Below are 19,209 nucleotides of genomic sequence, written 5' to 3' on the forward strand. Positions count from 1 at the left end.
TTCGCGTGGAGACCCCGCCCTGCAGATGTCTGCAGGGCGGGGTCTCGGCGGTAGTGCGGGGTCTCGGGGAGGGGGTCAGTCGACGCCGAGGCCGACGGCCTCGTGATCCGGCTCCGGGTCGTCGCGCTTCGGGGCCTTCGGCTCCTCGCCGGGGGATTTCTCGGTGCTGGGCTCCTCCAGCTCCTCGGTGCTCGGGACCTCGGCCGGGTCCGCGTCTTCGGGGGAGTCCGCCTGCTCCGGCGTCGTCGCCTCACCCTCCGTGGTGTCGGAGGCCGGGGTCGGGGTCGGGGTCTGCGCCTCGGGCGAGAGGTCGTCGTTCGCGGTCGGTTCGGGAGTGCTGTCGGTCATGATCGTCCCTTTCTGCGATGTCGTCCTCTCAGCCTGCCTCCGCCTCTCCGGGAGATGAAGGGCCTTGACGCGGACCCGCCGGCCGCGCGGCTAATCGCGGTGAACCGGAATCCCGAACTCGGCGTAGCCTGGAGGGGTGACTGCGTACGTCTCGGCCTTCGACCTCTTCTCCATCGGCGTCGGCCCGTCCAGCTCGCACACCGTCGGACCCATGCGCGCCGCGCTCGACTTCGCGCGACAGCTCTCCGCCTCCGGCGAGCTCGACCGTGTCGGTCGCGTCGAGTGCACGCTGTACGGCTCGCTCGGCGCCACCGGGATCGGCCACGGCACCCCGGATGCGGTCGTCGCGGGGCTCCGCGGTCTCGCTCCCGAGACGTGCGATCCGGCGGCCGTCCGTGCGGCGTGGTCGGCGTATCCGGAGGGGGAGCCGCTGCGGATCGACGGCGCCCATGCGGTGCCGTTCCAGAAGGACGACATCGTGTTCGCGCCGCGGACCCGTCTCCCCGGGCATCCGAACGCCATGACGCTCATCGCCCGTGAGACCGACGGGACCACACTGTTCGAGCAGACGTACTACTCGATCGGCGGAGGCTTTATCCGGCGCGAGGGGGAGGAGGCGCACCTCTCGACCGGTGCCTTCCCGCATCCCTATGCCGATGCCGCCTCGCTGCTCGCGGTGTGCGATGACCTCGGCCTGTCCATCGCGGAGGTCGCTCGCCGCAATGAGACGGCGCTGCGGAGCGAGGAGGAGGTCGCCGCCGGCCTCGATGCGATCTGGGACGCGATGGCGGGCTGCGTGGACGCCGGCCTCCACGCCGAGGGCGTCCTTCCGGGCATGCTGCAGGTGAAGCGCCGTGCGGGCACGATCCGCGCGCAGCTCGAGGCGGTCGAAGCCGACGGGCACCGGGAGCTCCCCGGCGAGTGGCTCGGGGCTTTCGCGCTCGCGGTGAACGAGGAGAACGCGGCTGGTGGCCGCGTCGTGACGGCACCCACCAATGGCGCGGCCGGAATCCTCCCCGCGGTGGCGATGTACTGGTGGCGCTTCCTCGCCGACTCGGGCCTCGGTGCCGGGAACGCGGTGACGCCGTACGGCGAGCTCGTCGGCAGCGCGCTGCTCGGGTTCGACGGAGCGCCGCCGTCGCCTCCCGCACTCGACGGCGAGGACGCGGAGATCGCGGAGGCCAACCGCCGCCGGGGTATCCGCAGGTTCCTGCTGACGGCCACTGCCCTCGGGTCGCTGTTCAAGGCCAACGCCTCGATCTCCGGCGCCGAAGGCGGGTGTCAGGCTGAGGTCGGTTCCGCCTGCGCGATGGCCGCAGGCGGGCTCACCGCGGTGATGGGCGGCACGAACCGGCAGATCGAGAACGCCGCGGAGATCGCGATGGAGCACCACCTCGGCCTCACGTGCGACCCGATCGGCGGGCTCGTGCAGATCCCGTGCATCGAGCGCAACGCCATTGCCGCCTCGACGGCCGTCACCGCCGCCCGCCTGGCGCTCCGCGGTGACGGGAGCCACTACGTCTCGCTGGATGCCGTCGTCGAGACGATGCGGCAGACGGGCCTCGACATGTCGACGAAGTACAAGGAGACCAGCGAGGGCGGTCTGGCGGTGAACGTCATCGAGTGCTGACCTCGCCGACCCACCCCCTTTCGCGCGCCCCGGCCCGTTGCGTGCGCACGGAGGGGGGTGGCAGGCACACAGAGGGGTGGCTCGACGGTGGAGGGGAGGTCGGGGAGTGGGGGCTCCGCCCGGCCGCCTGGGAGGACCTCGAGATCGTGAACCACTGGCGCTCGTTCCTCGGGCAGCCGCAGCGGTATCTCCGGCATCTGCTCGGCGAGTGGGATCCGCGGAGCCGTAGGCTGACGGGCATGACCGAGCAGAAGGCGCCGAGACGACGCGGGCGCCCGCGCGGCGGCACCGACTCCCGCGAGCGCATCGTGTCCGCGGCCGTCGACGAGTTCGGCGCGCAGGGGTACGACGGCGCCACGGTGCGGTCGATCGCCGCCCGCGCCGGGGTCGACTCCGCGCTCGTCCACCACTACTTCGGCACCAAGGCCGACCTCTTCGCCGAGGCCGCCGGAATACCGCTGCGCCCCGACCTCGACGTCCCCGAGATCCTTGCGGGGCCGAAGGACGAAGCGGGGACGCGGCTCGTCCGCTATGTGCTCGACGCGTTCGAGAAGCCCGACGTGCGCCGCCGCGGTGTGCTGCTCCTGCGGACGGCGATCGGGAGCAGACTGACGACGCCCCTGCTCGCCGGCTTCCTCTCCCGCGAACTGCTCTCCCGTGTGGCGCGCCGCCTCGATGTGCCCGATGCCGACCTCCGCGCCGCCCTCGTGGCGTCGCAGATCGCCGGCATGCTCATCGGCCGCTACGTCCTGCAGCTCCCCGCGCTCGCCGGCGCCTCCGTCGACGAGCTCGTGGGCCGCGTCGGCCCCACCGTCCAGCGCTACCTCTTCGACTGACCCTCACCGCGGCGGGCACACATTCGGAGATCTCGGCCGCCGCGCCGGACGGCGCGGGCCGGCGACGGCGTGTCGATCCGGAGCTCCGGAGCTGTGCCCACCCGAGAGCCGTTGACGCCCGACGAGGCGAGGCGCATAATTCATCGCATGATGAATAATGCGGCCGTCGAGATCACGCAGCTGCGCGTGCGGCGTGGGGCCGTGTCCGTGTTCGACGGCATCGATCTCGCCGTGCCGCGTGGCCAGATCACGGGTCTCCTCGGCCCCTCGGGGTGCGGCAAGACCACGCTCATGCGGTCGATCGTCGGTGTGCAGCGGATCGCCTCCGGTGATGTGACTGTCCTCGGCGAGCCGGGCGGGTCCCGCCCGCTCCGGCACCGCGTCGCATACGGCACGCAGGGCGCCTCGGTCTACGGCGATCTCAGCGTGCGGCAGAATCTCGCCTACTTCGCGTCACTCCTGAAAGCGCCGAAGGGCGATGTCGACCGGGTCATCCAGGAGGTGGGCCTCGGCGCGCAGGCGGGGCAGCTCGTCGATGCGCTGAGCGGCGGCCAGGCGACGCGGGTGTCGCTCGCGGTGGTACTGATCGGCTCCCCGGAACTGATCGTGCTGGACGAGCCGACGGTCGGTCTCGACCCCGTGTTGCGGGCGGAACTCTGGACCCTGTTCCGCCGCCTGGCCGATCAGGGCGTCACGCTCATCGTGTCCAGTCACGTGATGGACGAGGCGGTGCGCTGCGACCGGCTGCTGCTGATGCGGGAGGGGAGGATCATCGCCGACACGACGCCGTCCGCACTGCTCGCCGACACCGGAACGACCGACGCCGAGGCCGCGTTCCTGGCGCTGATCGAACGCGACAGGGCCGCCGGCACCGCGACCACCAGGCGCGCACGCCGAGAAGCGCACGAGCGCCAGGAGGAGGACGGGACATGAACGGCCGACGGCTGTTCGCGACCGCCGGCCGTGTGCTCACGCAGCTCCGACACGACCCGCGGTCGATCGCCCTGATGCTCATCGCCCCGAGCCTGCTCGTCGGTCTCTTCGCCTGGCTGTTCAGCGAGCAGGACGGTGTGTTCGATCAATTCGGGGGTGCCATCCTGGCGCTGTTCCCGTTCATCGTGATGTTCCTCATCACGTCGATCACCACCTTGCGCGAACGCCGTTCCGGCACGCTCGAACGGCTGATGACCACGCCGCTCGAGAAGGCCGACTTCATCCTCGGGTATGCGCTCGCGTTCGGGCTGATGGCCGTGCTGCAGGCGGTGATCACGGTGTCGTTCGCGGTCGGGGTGTGCGGGCTCGACGTGGACGGGCCGCTGTGGCAGCTGGGTCTCGTCGCGGTGGTCGACGCACTGCTCGGCACAGCCCTCGGCCTCCTGGCGAGCGCGTTCGCCCAGACCGAATTCCAGGCCGTGCAGTTCATGCCGTTGCTGGTGTTCCCGCAGATCATCCTCGGCGGGTTGTTCATGCCGCGCGACCAGATGCCCGACGTGCTGTACGCCATCTCCGACTGGCTGCCGCTCAGCTACGCGATCGACACGATCAACGCCGTCACGGCGGGGGACGAGGGCTGGGACGTGTTCGGTCCGCTGCTCGTCGTCATGGCCTTCGCTGTCGGCGCTCTGGTGCTCGCCGCCCTCACGCTGCGGCGGCGTACACGCTGAGCCGGAGTCCTGGCCCGGGTCAGCGCGCGGCGCGGTTCTTGGTGTGCTTCGTCGGCACGGCGGCCCAGGGGTCCTCGGGCCAGGGGTGCCGGGGGTAGCGGCCGCGCATCTCGGCGCGCACCTGCGCATAGGGGCCCGACCAGAACGAGGCGAGGTCGTCCGTGACCGCGAGCGGCCGCCCCGCCGGAGACAGCAGATGGAAGAGGACGGGGACGCGGCCGTCCACCAGCCGGGGAGTCTCCGCCCACCCGAAGCACTCCTGCAGCTTCACCGCCACGACGGGCCGTGCGGTCGCGTCGCCGTCGGGCTCCGGGTAGGTGATGCGTACCCGGGAGCCGCTGGGCACGTCGAGCCGCTCCGGGACGAGCGCATCGAGGTGCACGGCCTCGGGCCAGGGCAGCAGACGACGCAGCGCCGATGACAGATCCAGCCGACTCGCGGGCGTGCCGGAGGCGAGAGCGTCGAGCTCCGGTGCCAGCCACACATCGAGCGATTCGAGCAGACCCGCGTCCGACACATCGGGCCAGGGGTCTCCGAGTTCACGTCGCAGCAGTGCGAGTCGGCGCCGCAGGGCCTCCGCGCCGTCGGACCACGTGAACATGCCGAGGCCATCGCGTCGGAGGGCTCGGCCTACGGCATCCCGGCCTTCCGAGGCCGACGGGCGCACCGGCACCGATGAGCGCACGATCGCCCCGATCCGGCGTTCGCGGCGGGCCTGTACACGGCCTCCGACGTACTCGGCCTCGACGCGGTCGCTCATCAGGGGGCCTGCCGCGCGCTCCACCTGCTCCTCGGTGAGGGCCGCTGCGGCGCGGATGACCGCACCGGAGCCGGCTGCCGTCCGGGACGAGGTTCGGGCGACGTCGGCCACGGCGAGCCATTCCGACGCGGCCGGAGCGCCGCTGACACCGGCCCGGCTGCCGGACGCCAGCAGGAAGGTCGCTCCCGATCCCGAGTGCTCGACGCGGCGGGCGACACGCTCGGGGAAGGCCAGCGCGATCACGAGCCCGACGCCGTCGAGACCCGCGCGCGTGTCGGGCGTCATGTCGACGAGGCGTTCCAGACGACGCGCGTCCTCTCGCCAGCGCCGGGCCTCGGCAGTGCCCCCTCCGCGCAACGTGACGAGAGCGCGGGCGACGTCGGCGTCCGGGGTGCGCTGATCGCCACCCAGGAGCGCCACGACCTCGGCGGCGAGCCGGCTCCCCACCGCGGGGCTGCCGTCACGCAGCGCTCTGGCCAACCGCGGATCGGTGGGGATTCGTGCCAGGGCACGGCCCTCTGCCGTGGCGCGCCCGTCGTCGTCGATCGCTCCGAGACCGCGGAGCACCGTGACAGCATCGGCCAGGCTGTCGGCTCGCAGCGGTTCGATCATGCGCAGGTCGGCACCGCCCGGGGCGCCCCAGCAGGCGAGCAGGAGGGCGGCGTCGGTGAGGTCGGCCGTGGCGATCTCCGGGGATGGCCGCGCGGGAGCGGCAGCATAGGTGCGCTCGTCCACACAGCGGATCACGGTGCCGGGGCCCTGCCGGGTGGCGCGTCCGGCACGCTGCACACAGGAGGAACGGGAGGCGGCGGTGGTGACCAGGCCCGTCATTCCGCGCGCGGCGTCACGCTGCGGCTGCCGTGCCAGACAGCTGTCCACGACCAGCCGCACACCCGGCACTGTGAGAGAAGACTCGGCGACCGAGGTGGCGACGATGATGCGGGGCGGGGCCTCCGGCGCACGACCACGGATCACGGCGTCCTGCTCCGCTGACGGGATCCGGCCGTGCAGCTCTCGCACATCGAAGGTGCTGTTCCGGTCCCGGACGCGTCGAGCGATCTCCGACACCTCGCGCGCGCCGGGGGCGAATACGAGCACATCCGCTTCGGGATCATCCCGGACGAGCTCGGCGGTGGCGGTGGCGGTGACACTCGCGACGTGGTCGAGGAAGCCCCGGGTGACTCCGCGTTCATCGAGGCGGGGCGCGGAACCCGGTGCCCAGCGCTCGGTGAAAGGAAACGCCGGGACGTCGTGGTCGATGATCGGCGCGGGAGCCTCCTCGGTGCCGATGACCGCAGCGATCCGGTCGGCGTCGAGGGTGGCGGACATGGCGATGACGACGAGGTCATCTCGCAGCTCGCGAACCTCGGAGAGCAGGCCGATGAGGAGATCGGTCTCGAGGGCCCGTTCGTGCACCTCGTCGATGATGACCGCACTCACGCCGTCGAGTCCGGGGTCGCCCAGCATCCGTCGCAGGAGCACGCCGGCGGTGACGAACTCGACTCTCGTGTCCGGCCCGACAGTGCGCTCGCCGCGGACGGTGAAGCCCACCCGGGATCCGAGCGGGGAGCCATCGAGGTGTGCGAGTCGGCGGGCGGCGGCACGCGCGGCGACCCGGCGGGGTTGGGTGACGATCACGCGGCCGGTGCGGCGTGAGGCGAGCAGCGGCGGGACGAGGGTGGTCTTGCCCGTGCCCGGCGGCGCGGTCACGACCACGGATCCGCTCGTGTCGAGGGCGGCGGAGAGCTCGTCGAGGGCGCCCGCGAAAGACAGACCGCCGCCGATGGCGGTGAGGTCGAAGGCAGCGCGGGTCACCCGTCCAGTCTGCCCGGTCGATCGACGCCCGGAGCCGTTCACAACTCAGGAGATGCGGGGGGATTCGGAGCACAGAGAGGCATCGCCGCGTCCGTGCCCGCCGATCTCCTGAGTTGTGAACCGGCGGAGGCGGTGCCCGACGACAGACAGCGGATGCCGCGACCGAGTCGGTCGCGGCATCCGCTGTTATGTGCTGCTACTCCGCGTCGGGAGCCGGGGGAGCGGGCGGCGGCGGGGTGGTCGGTGCGGGCGTGCGCGGCGCGGGGGCCGGTGCGGACGCTTCGGCGACTCCCGCCCCGAAGCCGCGGCCGACGGCCTGTCCCTGGATGATGCCGGCGAGATCGAGGCCGGTCGCGGAGTGCACGCTGTCGAAGACCGAACGCAGGGCTTTCGCGCTGTCGGCACCGACGACGTTGGACGCGCCGTCCTCGCCGGATCCGCCGACGATCGAGACGCTGCCGATGGCGGCGTAGCCCTTCGCGAACTCCGACATGATCGACGGCAGCACCTCCAGCACGCGCTGCGAGAGGAAGGCATCCTGGTTGGAGGCGATGGCCTTGGCCTCGGCCTCGACAGCGGCGGCACGGGCTTCACCCTCGGCGCGGATCGCCTCGGCCTCGGCATTGGCGCGCAGCCGACGAGCCTCCGCCTCCGCCTCCGCCTGGGCGCGCAGCGCGTCGGCGTCACCGGTGGCCTTCGCGATCGCGGCCGCCGCCTCACCGTCGGCGCGCGCCTTGTCGGCCTGTGCCTGCTGCTCGGCGATGCGGGTGCGCGCCTCGGCCTGCTTGACCTGCTCGATCGCCGCCGCCTCGGCCGCCCGCTCACGCGTGTACAGCTCGGCCTGCGCGCGGGTCTCCGCCTCGTACCGCTGCGCGTCCGCGACGCGCTTGACGTCGGCGTCGAGCTGCGCCTGCTTGTTCTCGGCCTGCTGCTGGAGCACGGCCTGCTCGGCCTGGGCGCGGGCGAGCTGCTCGGCCTGCTCCGCTTCGGCGCGTGCGCGGCCGATGCCCGCGTTGGCGTTGGCGGTGTTGGTGTCGAGGGCGGTCTGCTCGACGAGGTTCGCCTCCTGGTTGGCGATGTTCTTCTGGTTGATCGCGCGGTCGGCGTTGGTCTGCGAGATCTCCGCGGCCTGGCGCTTCGCCTGGATCTCCGGGGCACCGAGGGACTGGATGTAGCCGACCTTGTCGGTGATGCCCTTGATCTGGAAGGAGTCGAGGATGAGGCCCTGTTCGGCGAGCTCCTGGGAGACGTCGGCGGCGATCTGGTCGGAGAACTTCTTGCGCTCCCGCATGAGCTCCACGACGGAGAGCGTCGCGACGATGCCGCGCAGGGCGCCCTCGAGCTGCTCGGTGGTGAACTGCTCGATTGCCTTGTCCTGGGAGGCGAAGCGCTCGGCGGCCCGGCGCACCAGCAGCGGGTCGGAGCCGATCTTGACGATGGCGACGCCGTCGACGTTGAGCGTCACGTTGTCGAGCGACTGGGCCTCGGCGTTGAGCGACACCTGCCGTGAGCGGAGGGAGATGATCTCGTGGCGCTGGGTGATCGGGTTGACGAGCGACTTCCCGTTCACGATGACCGTGACGGGCGATTCCGACATCTCCGAGCTGCTCGTGCCGTCGGCGCCGATCACGGCACGCTGCACCTTCTGCTTGCGTCCGGAGATGACGAGCGCTTCGTCGGCGCGAGCCACCTTGATCCAGCTGCGGGCGAACAGCAGCAGGATCAGCAGGACGACGATCGCGGCGACGACCGCGATCCCGATGACGATGAGGATGCCGACGATTCCGGCGATCTCCATGGATGACCTCCCTGGTTCCCCCCGAGGGGGCGGTCCGATATGCCCACGGTCGATGTGGGCGTGCGCAACCCACCCTGCCAGAAAAGAGACGCCCGCCACCGCGTCGGGCGCCATCATGCCGGTATCGGTGGGCGTTCCTCCCGTCGCCCTGCCTGTGGAGGAGGGGAGCGGTCAGCGGGTGCGGAGCTTCTCCGCGAGGTCGCGCAGCAGGCGCAGCTCCTCGTCGTCGAGGCGTGACATCCGGTCGGCGATCGACCGGCCGTGCACGGTCGCGAGCGCACGGAAGGCCCGGGCGCCCTCGTCCGTCGCGCGGATCAGGGCGCCGCGGCCGTCGTCCGGGTCGGCGCACTTCGCGACCAGTCCCCGCGTCACCATGCGGTCGACGAGGCGGGAGACGCTCGGCTGGCTGATGAGCATGTTGGCGGTGATGTCGCGCAGGCGGGCGGTCATCTCCGGCGAGCGCGTGACGGTGAGCAGCACGTCGTACTCGGCCTGCGTGATGTCGCCGGTGTCGAAGTCGGCTGCCATCTCGGTGAACAGTTCGTGCTGCGCGCGGAACAGGCTTTCCCAGGCCTCCAGCGCGAGCTTCCGATCGGTCATCCTCACAGAGTACCGGGCGCAGTAAAGGGCCGGTCGGAGAGGCTCCCGACCGGCCCTTGTCCCTTGCACCAAGAGTGTCCTGCAATCACATGCGGTGGATGCCACAGCAAACATTCACCGTGCGATCACTGTATAACGGCGAGGTAACGAATGCAACGGTTTGATCACGAATAGGCGGGATTCGCAGCGATGATGTGCGTTTTCACGAAACCTGGCGAATTTTCGGTGCGGGGCCGACATCACGCGGCGATCGAGCGCCGTTGGCGCGGCATGGTTAGTTTCGACAGTGGCGCGATGCGCAGTCTTCGTGTGGGGCGAGCGTTCCGTTAGCATTCGCGTCGCCGGCAGAACGCGCGCACGAAAGTGGTCGAAGGTGGCGGCGATGAGGGATGGTTGGGTGAATGGTGTCCCGGGGGTCCGCTGGTTGGAGGGGTGGTTCGCGCCGGAGCGGCCCGCGCTGGTGGACGTGCCGTCGGGGTGGTTCCGCTTCTTGCGCGCCTCGATAAGCAGCGCGCGTCGATGGCGCCGGGGTATGTGCTCCATCAGGTGAAGTCGAAGTTCGGGGCGCCGCGTTTCTATGCCCAGCCGGCCGAGGATCCGGCCGCCTACCACGAGGCGTTCAACGAGGTGATTCCAGCAGCGGAGCGGGAGAGCATCTCCACGTATGAATGGTGCGGGAGCCGGCAGCGCAGTACTTCGTTGACCTGTGAGGGTGGGCGCTTTGCCCCGAGCATGCGCCTCGGGAAGCCGAACCCTCCTGACTCGAGCGTGGCAGCCGGGGGCATCCCTGTGGCTGATAGCTTTCCGATGTCGATGATGTGCGGGGGCACCGCCCGTGGTGACAGCTCATCGTGCTCGATCGACGCTCGAGTGTGAGACCGGGTTGAGGCAGGCGGAAGAGAGCGGGGCGAGGGAGCAGTGATGAACAGGGACGAGGCGCAGGCGCGGGTTGTCACGGAAGGTGCGTTGGTCTGGCATTACACGAGTCTGGATACCGTCAACCGCATCCTCGAAAACAATTATCTGCTTGCCACCGAAGTGTCGTTCCAGAACGACATCCGCGAGACCGTGACCGCGGACGACGCGTTCAAAGAAGCTCTTGACGTGCTCTCGGCGGACCCATCGTTTTCGAGGTTCGTCGGTTCCACCCGCCAGCTTCTGGGAGACCTGGAAAACGGGATGCACCTGGGAGGGTCGTTGGATGGGGCATTGGTCGACAACGCCCGTTTCATCCTCTGCTCCTCCGGCGACCCTGATTCCCTGTATGCGTGGCGGACATACGGCACCAGTGGTGCGATCGGATGCGCGATTGGCCTTGACCCCGCGGTTCCGCTCGGTGTCGTCGTCGACCCAACCCATGCGGCAGGCGGGTACCCCGTGCGCGGGTGGACGGAGGTGATCTATTCACCCGAGACAGTCGCTCAGATCGCTGAGGCTGAGCTCATCACGTTGGGGAACTCGTGGAACCTCGAGATGTCGGGCGAAGACGAGCAAGCCGCAGCGTCTGCTTTCAATCTTCTGATCACGCATCTCGAGATGGCGCGCTCTCGTGTTCGGGCGGTGGCGAAGGACCCGTCGTTCGCGGATGAGAGAGAGCGCCGCGTGACAATGGAGGGCATCGGGCGCGTGTCCCCGATGCCTCTGACCTTCACGCCGAGCAGCATGGGACCCCGCCCGCACGTCAGGCTCGCAACCGCGCCGACGTGGGGATCAGTCGTGCCCGGCGCGCATAGCGCGCCGAGGCTACCAATCCGCGCGATCAAACTCGGTCCTGACGCGCCCGAGATCGCTGAGGTTTCGGCGCAGTGGATGCTGCGCGCCAATGGCTACTACCTCGACGGGATCCCGGTGCGAAGCGGGTGGCCGGATGATTGGGAACACACCGTCATCGTTGCCCGATCGCGTCACCCCTACAGGTCGCGGTGACCCCGGGCGACCGGGGTCAGCGTGATCATGCCCACCGGCGGAGGGCGTCGCGCATCTGTCGCGCGGTCGTGAAGCCGCTGCGGCGGGCGACGTCTTCGTATTCTGCGGCGCGGTTGACCGTCGTAGATGGAGAGAAGGCCGCGGGCGGTGCGAACGCGGCGACTCTCGATCTCGCCGTGGGCTGGTGTCCGTGGCGGCGAAGACGCGGAGCAACACAGCCAGGCCCGACGTCCCCGCCTTGTGCGGGTACGTCTTTCTTTCCCGCCATCGACGCCGCACTTTGATGCCGCGTCGCGCGTGTGGGCGGCGCCGGCTGATCACTCCCATTGGTGCCGACCGGGCATGATTGTTCGCGGCGGGGACGTGTTGCTACCGGCCTGCGCCGGGTTGGGGGTGGTGTGTGGTTGCATGAGCCCATGGCATCGAAGTCGAAGCGGATGAAGGCGCGGAACAAGCGTCGACGGCACTCCACCGGGCGTTCGTCCGCGACGGCAGTCGTGGACCCGCACGCGAAGTTCCTGATGAAGTCCAGCGAGGCGATGTTCTCGTTGTTTGCGGAGATGTCGGCCGACGGTGATTTCTCGGAGAACGTCGAGCAGGCGTTCGCAGAGCGGGTGGGGGAGCTCGCGGAGGTGGGGTCGCGTTTCGCTCCGGTGCGTCTGGCGGAGACGGCCCGTCTGGCGTTTTTCCCGCTGGCACCTGAGGGTGAGGTCGTGGTTCACCCTGAGGGTGGGGCGTTCCAACTTGAGCTGCTTCTGTTGCTGGCAGTCACGGGCCGGGCGTCTGCACGCTCGAGCGGGCAGACGGTCCGTGCGGGGGAGATGAGCCGTTCGGTGCAAGACGTGCGGGAGCTGATCGATCTGGTCACGAATCTGGGCATGCTTCGCCCGCTCGCGAGCGTCGACCGGGACGACCCGCTGGCATGGTTGTCGTTCAGTGTGCAGGGGTCGGAAGTCGCGATGCGCAACTCGTCGTACCCGGAGGCCGCACAGGCGACCGTCCTCGAGCTCCTCGACGGCAACGACACCGTCCGTGCGGGCTTGGAGTCCAGCGTCGGTTTCACCGCAACCGACGCGTTGAGTGTCCTTGCGGCGTGCGATGCGATCCAGAAACGCAAGTTGAACGACCGGGGACAGCGCGTCGCTGCCACCCACAACGTGATCGATGCCGGCGCGGATGTTGATGAGGATCAGCTGTTCGGTGCTGTCGGGGATGCGCTGATGGCGCTGTTCGAACCGCCCGTCGAGGACTGCACGGTCGGGGCCGACGAGCTGGCCGTGGAGAGCGGGCTCGGGCAGGAGCGCATCGAACGTATCCTCGATTTCTTCTCCTTCGATCCCGGCGAGATGACTCCGTTGGAAGCCGCGACGAGGTTTGTTCAGGGAGACAACCCCTGGCGCACGGCGCCCCTGCTCCGAGACGACTCCGGACGGGTGCTGCTGCTGCACAACGCCCACTGTGCGACTGCGATCAAGGAACGGCTGGAGGAGCACCTCAAACCCTTGAAGGCGTGGAGCGTGTACGCGAAGCATCGCGGCGACATGTTGGAGGAGCGGGTCTTGCGGGCGATGCGCACGATCGTTCCGACCGGGACGTATCGGAACGGGTTTGAGTTCTTCATTCCCGGCACGGAGGAAGAGGCCGCCGATCGGGTGCCCGCTGACTACACGAAGCGGGTGGAGTGCGACCACCTGGTCCTGGTCGACGATGTCGCGTTCATCATCGAGGACAAGGCGGTCGCTTTCAGCGCGCTCGCGCGCGGCGGGAAGAGCACCCGTCAACGGGCAGACCTGAGGGGGATCATCACCAAGGCTGCTGAGCAGGCGGGTCGTGTCCGCACCGCGATCGTCCGCGACGGTGGCATGCGGGTGGAGGGTGAGGGGTGGGTGGATCTCGGGCATATCCGAGAGATCCACACCATCGCTGTCAGCCTCGACGACATTCCCACGGTGTTCACCGCGACAGCGGACCTGCTGCAGGCGGGACTCATCGACTTGGATAACGTGCCCTGGACGGTGTCCTTGCACGACTTGGAGTTGATCGCTGATCTCGTCGATCGGCCGGCCGAGTTCCTCCTCTACCTGCGGCGGCGGCGCGACCCGGTCACGACGATGATGTACATGGCGCCGGACGAGTTGGACCTGTTCCTGTACTTCTACGAGACGGGTCTGTGGGTCGAACCGGATCCGGATCTTGTGCGGGAGGCGTTTCCGTTCCTGCCCGCCCCATCTCCGGGCGACTTTCGTCGTTACCGCGACCAGGGCCCTGGAATAATCACGAGCAGAACGGATGCGTTGGACCGCTGGTACTACAGCCGGGACCATACGCCGCGGGCGCCGAAGCCGACGATGGCCGTCACGGCGATCGTCGACCTGGTCGACGAGCTCGAGCGGCGACAGTGCTACGGGTGGTTGAGTATCGGCGCGACCCTTCGCGCGGGAAACGCCGCTGACCAGGAACGGCTCGCCCGTCACCCGAAAGACCTTCTCGATAACCCTCGTCCCGACGGGCGGGGACGGTCGTTGACTGTCCCGATGACCGGGACGGTGAACCCCGAAGAGGGGTGGATTCTGGTGTGGGCGACTAAGCCTGCAACGGTCGACACGAAGCGGTGGGTCACGAATATCCGCGGCTATCTGAAAGCCAAGGGACACCAGCTGAAGATCCCTCGGGTTGTCGCGTTCGCCTTCGACGAAGGGACACGCGAGCTGTTTGATGTGCTTTACGAGGGAGACACGGGCTCGCTCGATCCCGCTTTGATGGCGACGCTACGAGCGCTCCAGCCCGCCAGCGCCCTGCAATCGCGTCTTCCACCGGAAGCGAAGAAACGCCCGGGCAAAGGACCCGCGCCGAAGTGAGGTGACCGCTGTCAGCGACAGGGAGAGCGGATGGCACGGCGCGGGCCGGCTCACCTAGTGGATGAGCTCCGTGGCGCCATAAAACTCACCCGGAGTAGTCGTGCGCTGCGCTCTTGTCCGATCCCAGTCGTGGGGCGCACCCTGGAGGTGGAACGCGGGCGATCCCGGGCGGGCGGGCCAAGCCTGCGTCCTCGCTGCTGGACCGGCGGGGGCTGAAGCGGGTCCAGGCGAGGCGCCCCGGGTATTGGTACCCCCCCCGGCCCGGGGCGCCCCGCGGCGGCGTCTTGAGGAAGGACGCGTGAGGAGCCATACCCATGATCTTCTCGGCGAGTAAGTGGGGCATCGTTAGCGTCGGGATTGAGGTGTCAGACGCGTCCGATCATGATCACGGTCGCGGTGGGATGTCGTTGCTCTCAGCAAGCTCGGAAGTCCTGCCAGGCCGATCACGAAGCAAGATCTGTGGAGAGTCTCGCAAGTCACCTTCACAGACGCGCAAGGCGACCGGTGGGTGCGAGCCGGCGGGACGTTGGCGCTCTTGTCAGCAGATACGTCGTCGTGAGGGCCGCGGTGAGTGTAGCTAGCCGCGGACCGGCGAACGACCGGTCCCGCAACGTCGTTGGAGCGACCAGATTGCTCGTGCGGGCCTTTTGCCTGCGGCGCCGGACTCCCCGCGAAAGTGTCGACAGGTTTGGTGACAAGACATGTCGGCTCACTCCCGCGTCACCGGCGCGTCGTTACGCGGGCGTCCAACTCACTGATTGCCAACTTTCGTGGAAACGGACAGCGATGGCGCGCGCATCGCCTCAGCCGATCACATCGCGGCGTCGCAGCGCCCAGGCGCTTCCGGCGACGAATGCGACGTTCACTGCCCAGAGCGCCACGGCGCCGCCGGGATCGAACCCCTCCACGAGGGGAGCCTGGTGGAACGCCCAGGAGTACGGAGAGATCGCCCGGAGCCACTCGGCGTCCTCGACCTGGTTCGCGATCGCGTTGAAGGCGTATCCGACGACGGCGATTCCCGCGCCCGCAACGACAGCCCAGGAAGGGCGGCCGAACAGAGCGCCCAAGAGGAGCGGGGCGCTGCCCGAGAGCATCGTGACACCGACGAAGACGACGGTGGTGTCGATGATGCGGATCGGATCGATGTCGAGCTGTGCCGGGTCGTTGAGCAGGGCGACCACGGCCCCCGCGAACACACCGAGCCACGCGAGCCGGGCGAGGATGGCCGCGGCGGACTCGATCGCGTACCTGACCCGCCCCACCCCGTGAGCCAGGTCGAGTTCGAGGCGCCCTGACGCCTCGGCGCCGGCGATGGCGCCCGCTCCCCATGATGCTCCTGCGATGGTCAGGAGGAGGAAGCCGATGAGGCCGTAGAAGGTCCCCTGTGCGTAGCCCGCCCCGGTGCCGATCTGGTCGTAGCCGAGTGCTCCCACGAGCTCCGGGGGCAGGCTGTCGATGATCTGCTGCATCTGCCCGTTGCCGCCGATGCTCGGGAACAGCGGCAGGTACAGGAACAGCACCGCCGCGACGCCGATGGTCCAGCTCAGCGTTCCGCGCCAGCTTTCGCGGAGAGCGCGCCGGAAGAGGGGAAGCGCGTCACGCATCGCCCTCACCTGCCTCGAGACGCGAGGAGTCGCCGTAGAGCCGCAGGACCGATTCCTCCAGATCTGGTTCCTCGATCGCGAGGTCGAGGACGTGGTGCTGCGCCAGCACCTTCACCAGCGGGTCGATGGCACCTTCGACGGTGGCATTCACCTGCACGGTGTCCGTCTCGCCGCGGACGTCGAGCTCGGAGATCTGCGGGAGTGCACCGAGTTGCTCCCGGATCAGGGTCGCCGCCGTCGTATCGAGACCGACGCGCACGCGCCGGATGGCGCCGAGTCTGAGTGAGGCCACATCACCCTCCGCAACAACCGTCCCTCGACTGAGGACGGCGACGATGTCGGCCGTCTGCTGGATCTCGCTGAGCACATGGGAGCTCAGCAGCACGGTCTGGCCGCGATCTCTGGCTTCGGTGACGAGGTGGAGGAACTCTCTCTGGACGAGCGGGTCGAGCCCGCTGGTCGGCTCGTCCAGCACGAGCAAGGGTGGTTCGTGCATGAAGGCTTGGACGATCCCGAGCTTCTGCTTGTTGCCCTTCGAGAGCGCGCGCACTGGGCGACTCAGATCGAGGTCGAGTCGGTCCGCGAGCCGGTCGATCGTGCCGGGCTTCACCGGGCCGGACACCTCGGTGTAGAAGTCGAGCATGCGGCGTCCCGTCGTGCGGTCGTCGAGTCGGAGCTCGCCGGGGATGAAGCCGATGCGTCGTCGGAGGGCCGGGCCGCCGCGGCGCGGGTCTTCGCCGAGGACCCGGATAGCGCCCGACGTGGGGCGGATGATGTCGAGGATCATGCGCAGCGTGGTGGTCTTTCCTGCGCCGTTAGGGCCGATGAGCCCGAACACGGTGCCGGGATCGACGCGGAGATCGAGGGAGTCGACCGCTGTGTGCCGACCGTACTGTTTGCGAAGGTGAGTGAGTTCGATGGCAGGGGTCATGGCCCTGCTCCTTTCGGAGGGTGAAGGGGACCAGGTTCGGAGATCTCGTCAGCGGGGAGGATCCGGGTCCTGATTCGGGTCGTTCTCGCCCTTGTCCGAGGAGGGCCCGCTGCTCCTGGCGAGCGCTTCCTTCGCGGCGACGAGCAGATGGTCGTCGGCGTAGAGCCCGTGCGTGTAGAGCTCCAGCACGGGAATGGTCGAGCGTTCCAGCAGCGATGTCGTCAGCGTGCTCTCTCCGAAGGCGCGCGCGAGGTGCCGCCGCAGAATGACGGGACCGAGACCGTAGAGGGTCATGTACACGGCAGTGGCTTCCAGGTCGGACTGCTCGCGCATCGTGCCCGCGGCGATCTGTTCGCGCAGCATCTCTCTGGTGCTGGCGAGGAACATGTCGAAGAGATGATCGGACGCGGCGGAGTCATCGAGGAGCATCCGGGCGAGGTAGTCCAGTGCGACATTGCGACCCTCTAACGAGTCCAATGCCTCCCGCATCAGGCGCGCGGCGTCGGCACCCGTCATGCCGTCTCGTTCGGCGAGGAACGTGCTCACGACGTGCGCGTCGCACACGTCGCGGAGTCCTTCCTTGCTTCCGAAGTGGTGCAGGATCAGCGCCGGGCTCACGCCCGCATCCTGCGCGATCTGCCGCAGACTCGCGCCGTCGAATCCGCGCTCGCTGAACCGGACGATCGCGGCGTCGCGAATGCGCGCCCTGGTGGTGAGGTCGTCGATTCCTGAACGCATAGTCAGCATGCTAAACGGGCGTTCAGTCACGGGCAAGAGTCGGGGTCATCTCCGTTCCGTCGGTCTCGCAGACCGGGCGTCTGAGGTGGCGATGGATGCCGTCATCGCCCACGCGGCGCGGGAAGGTCGATGGGTCCCGTGACCGACAACTCGTCCTCCCAGACCTCGATCCCGCGGACCTCGGGAAGGCGTGCCCTCGTGAAGACCGGGTCCAGCCCTTCTCGTCGTTGCTGGGTGTAATCCTTCAAGAGCTTGAAGGCGACGCCGGACAGCAGAGCGATCGCGACGAGGTTGACGAGAGCCATGAAGCCCATCGCGCCGTCGGCGAAGTTCCACACGACATCGGCGGAGACGAGGGCCCCGGCGAACACCGCCGCGATCGCGAAGAGGCGATAGCCGAGCAGGACCCCGGTGCTGGAGGTGATGAACTCCACGTTGGTCTGCCCGTAGTAGTAGTTGCCGAGGATCGAGCTGAACGCGAGCAGGAAGATGATGACGATCAGGAGGATGTTCGACCAGGCGCCCAGCGCACTGACGACCGCGCCCTGCGTCAGCCCGATGCCGCGTTCCGCGTTGGCGAGGTCTGGAACCGAGACCAGGATGATGAACGCGGTGATCGAGCAGACGAGGAAGGTGTCGAAGTACACGCCGAGCGTCTGCACTAGACCTTGTTTGACCGGGTGCGTCACCGCCGCGCTCGCTCCTGCGTTGGGGGCCGAGCCCAGTCCGGCTTCGTTGGAGAACATCCCCCTCTTGACGCCGGTGAGGATGATGTAGCCGAGCGCTGCGCCGACGACCTCGTTCGGGCCGAAGGCTTCGAGGAAGATCGTGGCGAACACTCCGGGCAGGCGCTCGATGTGCATCGCGACGATTACCAATCCGAGAAGCAGGTACAGCAGTGCCATGATCGGGACCAGCGTCTGGGTGACGGAGGCGATGCGGCGCACGCCCCCGAAGATGACGAGTCCCATGAGCAGTGCGAGGGCACCGCCGGTGACCCACGGCAGCCAGGCAGTGGACTCTCCGCCGAGGCTGCCGGCGATCGTCGCCTGGATGGTGTTCGCCTGCAACGAGCTGAAGGCGATGGGGAAGCAGATGATGAGGATGACGGCGAAAAGCACGCCCATCCATCGCGCTCCGAGTCCGCGTTGCATGTAGTAGGCGGGGCCGCCGATGAACCCGTCTCTGTCGCGCCTCTTGTACAGCTGCGCCAGAGAGGACTCGATGAACGCGGATGCTCCACCGATGAATGCCATCAGCCACATCCAGAAGACCGCACCGGGGCCGCCGATCGCGATCGCGGTTCCCACTCCCGCGATATTGCCGACGCCCACTCGTGAAGCGGCGGAGATGGTGAACGCCTGAAAGGAGGAGACGGACTGAGGTTCACCACTCTCCGTGCGGGGCGTTCGATCCTTCAGAGTGCGGAACATCTCCGGAATCAAACGGAACTGCACGACCCCCGAGCGGATCGTGAAGTAGAGCCCGAGAAGGACGACGATCGGGAGGACGATCCATGTCCACAGGTTGTCGCCCCAGGTCAGCAGCCACTCGTTAACAGCATCCATCCGCACAGTATGGCGACGTCGACGCCGGCTCACCAGGCTGAGAAAAATCCAGGAGCTGAGAAGTTGCCGGGTCCGCCGGTGTCTGCCCGCCTTGCGGAAGACGAGGAAGGTCCCGATCGGGCGGATACTGGAG

General features: G+C 68.6%; 15 protein-coding genes. 6 read left to right on the forward strand and 9 right to left on the reverse strand.

Annotated elements, in window-relative coordinates; all coding sequences use genetic code 11:
* Positions 1 to 75: 75 nt before the first annotated feature.
* Complete coding sequence (locus BLU02_RS12940; RefSeq protein WP_060921439.1) at positions 76 to 348, reverse strand: hypothetical protein; 273 nt, start codon at positions 346 to 348, stop codon at positions 76 to 78.
* 136 nt (positions 349 to 484) lie between these two features.
* Here BLU02_RS12940 and BLU02_RS12945 point away from each other — a divergent pair, with 136 nt between their 5' ends.
* The 4 genes from BLU02_RS12945 to BLU02_RS12960 all read left to right on the forward strand — a co-directional run bounded on the left by BLU02_RS12945 (position 485) and on the right by BLU02_RS12960 (position 4,478).
* Positions 485 to 1,978 carry an L-serine ammonia-lyase, iron-sulfur-dependent, subunit alpha gene (locus BLU02_RS12945; protein WP_060921440.1) on the forward strand — a complete coding sequence of 498 codons (1,494 nt, stop codon included), beginning with the start codon at positions 485 to 487 and terminating at the stop codon, positions 1,976 to 1,978.
* A 239-nt stretch (positions 1,979 to 2,217) separates the two neighbouring features.
* Positions 2,218 to 2,814 carry a TetR/AcrR family transcriptional regulator gene (locus tag BLU02_RS12950; RefSeq protein ID WP_060921444.1) on the forward strand — a complete coding sequence of 199 codons (597 nt, stop codon included), beginning with the start codon at positions 2,218 to 2,220 and terminating at the stop codon, positions 2,812 to 2,814.
* A gap of 147 nt (positions 2,815 to 2,961) precedes the next feature.
* On the forward strand, positions 2,962 to 3,747 hold the full coding sequence (locus tag BLU02_RS12955; RefSeq protein ID WP_197676695.1) for an ABC transporter ATP-binding protein: 786 nt from the start codon (positions 2,962 to 2,964) through the stop codon (positions 3,745 to 3,747).
* The gene (locus BLU02_RS12960) at positions 3,744 to 4,478 is read left to right on the forward strand and encodes an ABC transporter permease (protein WP_060921441.1); all 735 of its coding nucleotides are present in this window, start codon (positions 3,744 to 3,746) and stop codon (positions 4,476 to 4,478) included. The genes BLU02_RS12955 and BLU02_RS12960 overlap by 4 nt, the downstream gene beginning before the upstream one ends.
* 19 nt (positions 4,479 to 4,497) lie before the next feature.
* Here BLU02_RS12960 and hrpB read toward each other — a convergent pair whose 3' ends face one another.
* The 4 genes from hrpB to BLU02_RS17445 form a co-directional block, all read right to left on the reverse strand.
* On the reverse strand, positions 4,498 to 7,053 hold the full coding sequence (gene hrpB, locus BLU02_RS12965; RefSeq protein WP_060921442.1) for an ATP-dependent helicase HrpB: 2,556 nt from the start codon (positions 7,051 to 7,053) through the stop codon (positions 4,498 to 4,500).
* Positions 7,054 to 7,249: 196 nt separating this feature from the next.
* Positions 7,250 to 8,851, reverse strand: a complete 1,602-nt coding sequence (locus tag BLU02_RS12970; RefSeq protein WP_083371007.1) for an SPFH domain-containing protein — start codon at positions 8,849 to 8,851, stop codon at positions 7,250 to 7,252.
* Between the two features lie 171 nt (positions 8,852 to 9,022).
* Positions 9,023 to 9,451, reverse strand: coding sequence for a MarR family winged helix-turn-helix transcriptional regulator (locus BLU02_RS12975; RefSeq protein ID WP_025104537.1), 429 nt, complete (start codon positions 9,449 to 9,451; stop codon positions 9,023 to 9,025).
* 114 nt (positions 9,452 to 9,565) lie between these two features.
* Positions 9,566 to 9,994 (reverse strand): hypothetical protein, encoded by a 429-nt coding sequence (locus tag BLU02_RS17445; protein ID WP_157547057.1) that lies wholly within the window; start codon positions 9,992 to 9,994, stop codon positions 9,566 to 9,568.
* 378 nt (positions 9,995 to 10,372) lie between these two features.
* On the opposite strand from BLU02_RS17445, the gene BLU02_RS12985 reads away from it, so the two are divergent.
* Both BLU02_RS12985 and BLU02_RS12990 read left to right on the forward strand, forming a co-directional pair.
* On the forward strand, positions 10,373 to 11,377 hold the full coding sequence (locus BLU02_RS12985) for a hypothetical protein (RefSeq protein WP_060921370.1): 1,005 nt from the start codon (positions 10,373 to 10,375) through the stop codon (positions 11,375 to 11,377).
* 416 nt (positions 11,378 to 11,793) lie between these two features.
* The gene (locus BLU02_RS12990) at positions 11,794 to 14,235 is read left to right on the forward strand and encodes a preprotein translocase subunit SecA (protein ID WP_157547058.1); all 2,442 of its coding nucleotides are present in this window, start codon (positions 11,794 to 11,796) and stop codon (positions 14,233 to 14,235) included.
* Positions 14,236 to 15,038: 803 nt separating this feature from the next.
* Here the strand turns inward: BLU02_RS12990 and BLU02_RS12995 are convergent.
* The 4 genes from BLU02_RS12995 to BLU02_RS13010 all read right to left on the reverse strand — a co-directional run bounded on the left by BLU02_RS12995 (position 15,039) and on the right by BLU02_RS13010 (position 19,076).
* A complete protein-coding gene (locus BLU02_RS12995; protein ID WP_060921372.1) occupies positions 15,039 to 15,839 on the reverse strand; it encodes an efflux permease Rv1217c-related protein in 801 nt (266 codons plus the stop codon).
* The gene (locus BLU02_RS13000) at positions 15,832 to 16,770 is read right to left on the reverse strand and encodes an ABC transporter ATP-binding protein (RefSeq protein ID WP_060921373.1); all 939 of its coding nucleotides are present in this window, start codon (positions 16,768 to 16,770) and stop codon (positions 15,832 to 15,834) included. The genes BLU02_RS12995 and BLU02_RS13000 overlap by 8 nt, the downstream gene beginning before the upstream one ends.
* A 48-nt stretch (positions 16,771 to 16,818) precedes the next feature.
* The gene (locus tag BLU02_RS13005; protein ID WP_060921374.1) at positions 16,819 to 17,508 is read right to left on the reverse strand and encodes a TetR/AcrR family transcriptional regulator; all 690 of its coding nucleotides are present in this window, start codon (positions 17,506 to 17,508) and stop codon (positions 16,819 to 16,821) included.
* A 101-nt stretch (positions 17,509 to 17,609) separates the two neighbouring features.
* A complete protein-coding gene (locus BLU02_RS13010) occupies positions 17,610 to 19,076 on the reverse strand; it encodes an alanine/glycine:cation symporter family protein (protein WP_060921375.1) in 1,467 nt (488 codons plus the stop codon).
* Between the last annotated feature and the right edge of the window lie 133 nt (positions 19,077 to 19,209).

The sequence above is a fragment of the Microbacterium paraoxydans genome (assembly GCF_900105335.1).
GTDB lineage: Bacteria > Actinomycetota > Actinomycetes > Actinomycetales > Microbacteriaceae > Microbacterium > Microbacterium paraoxydans.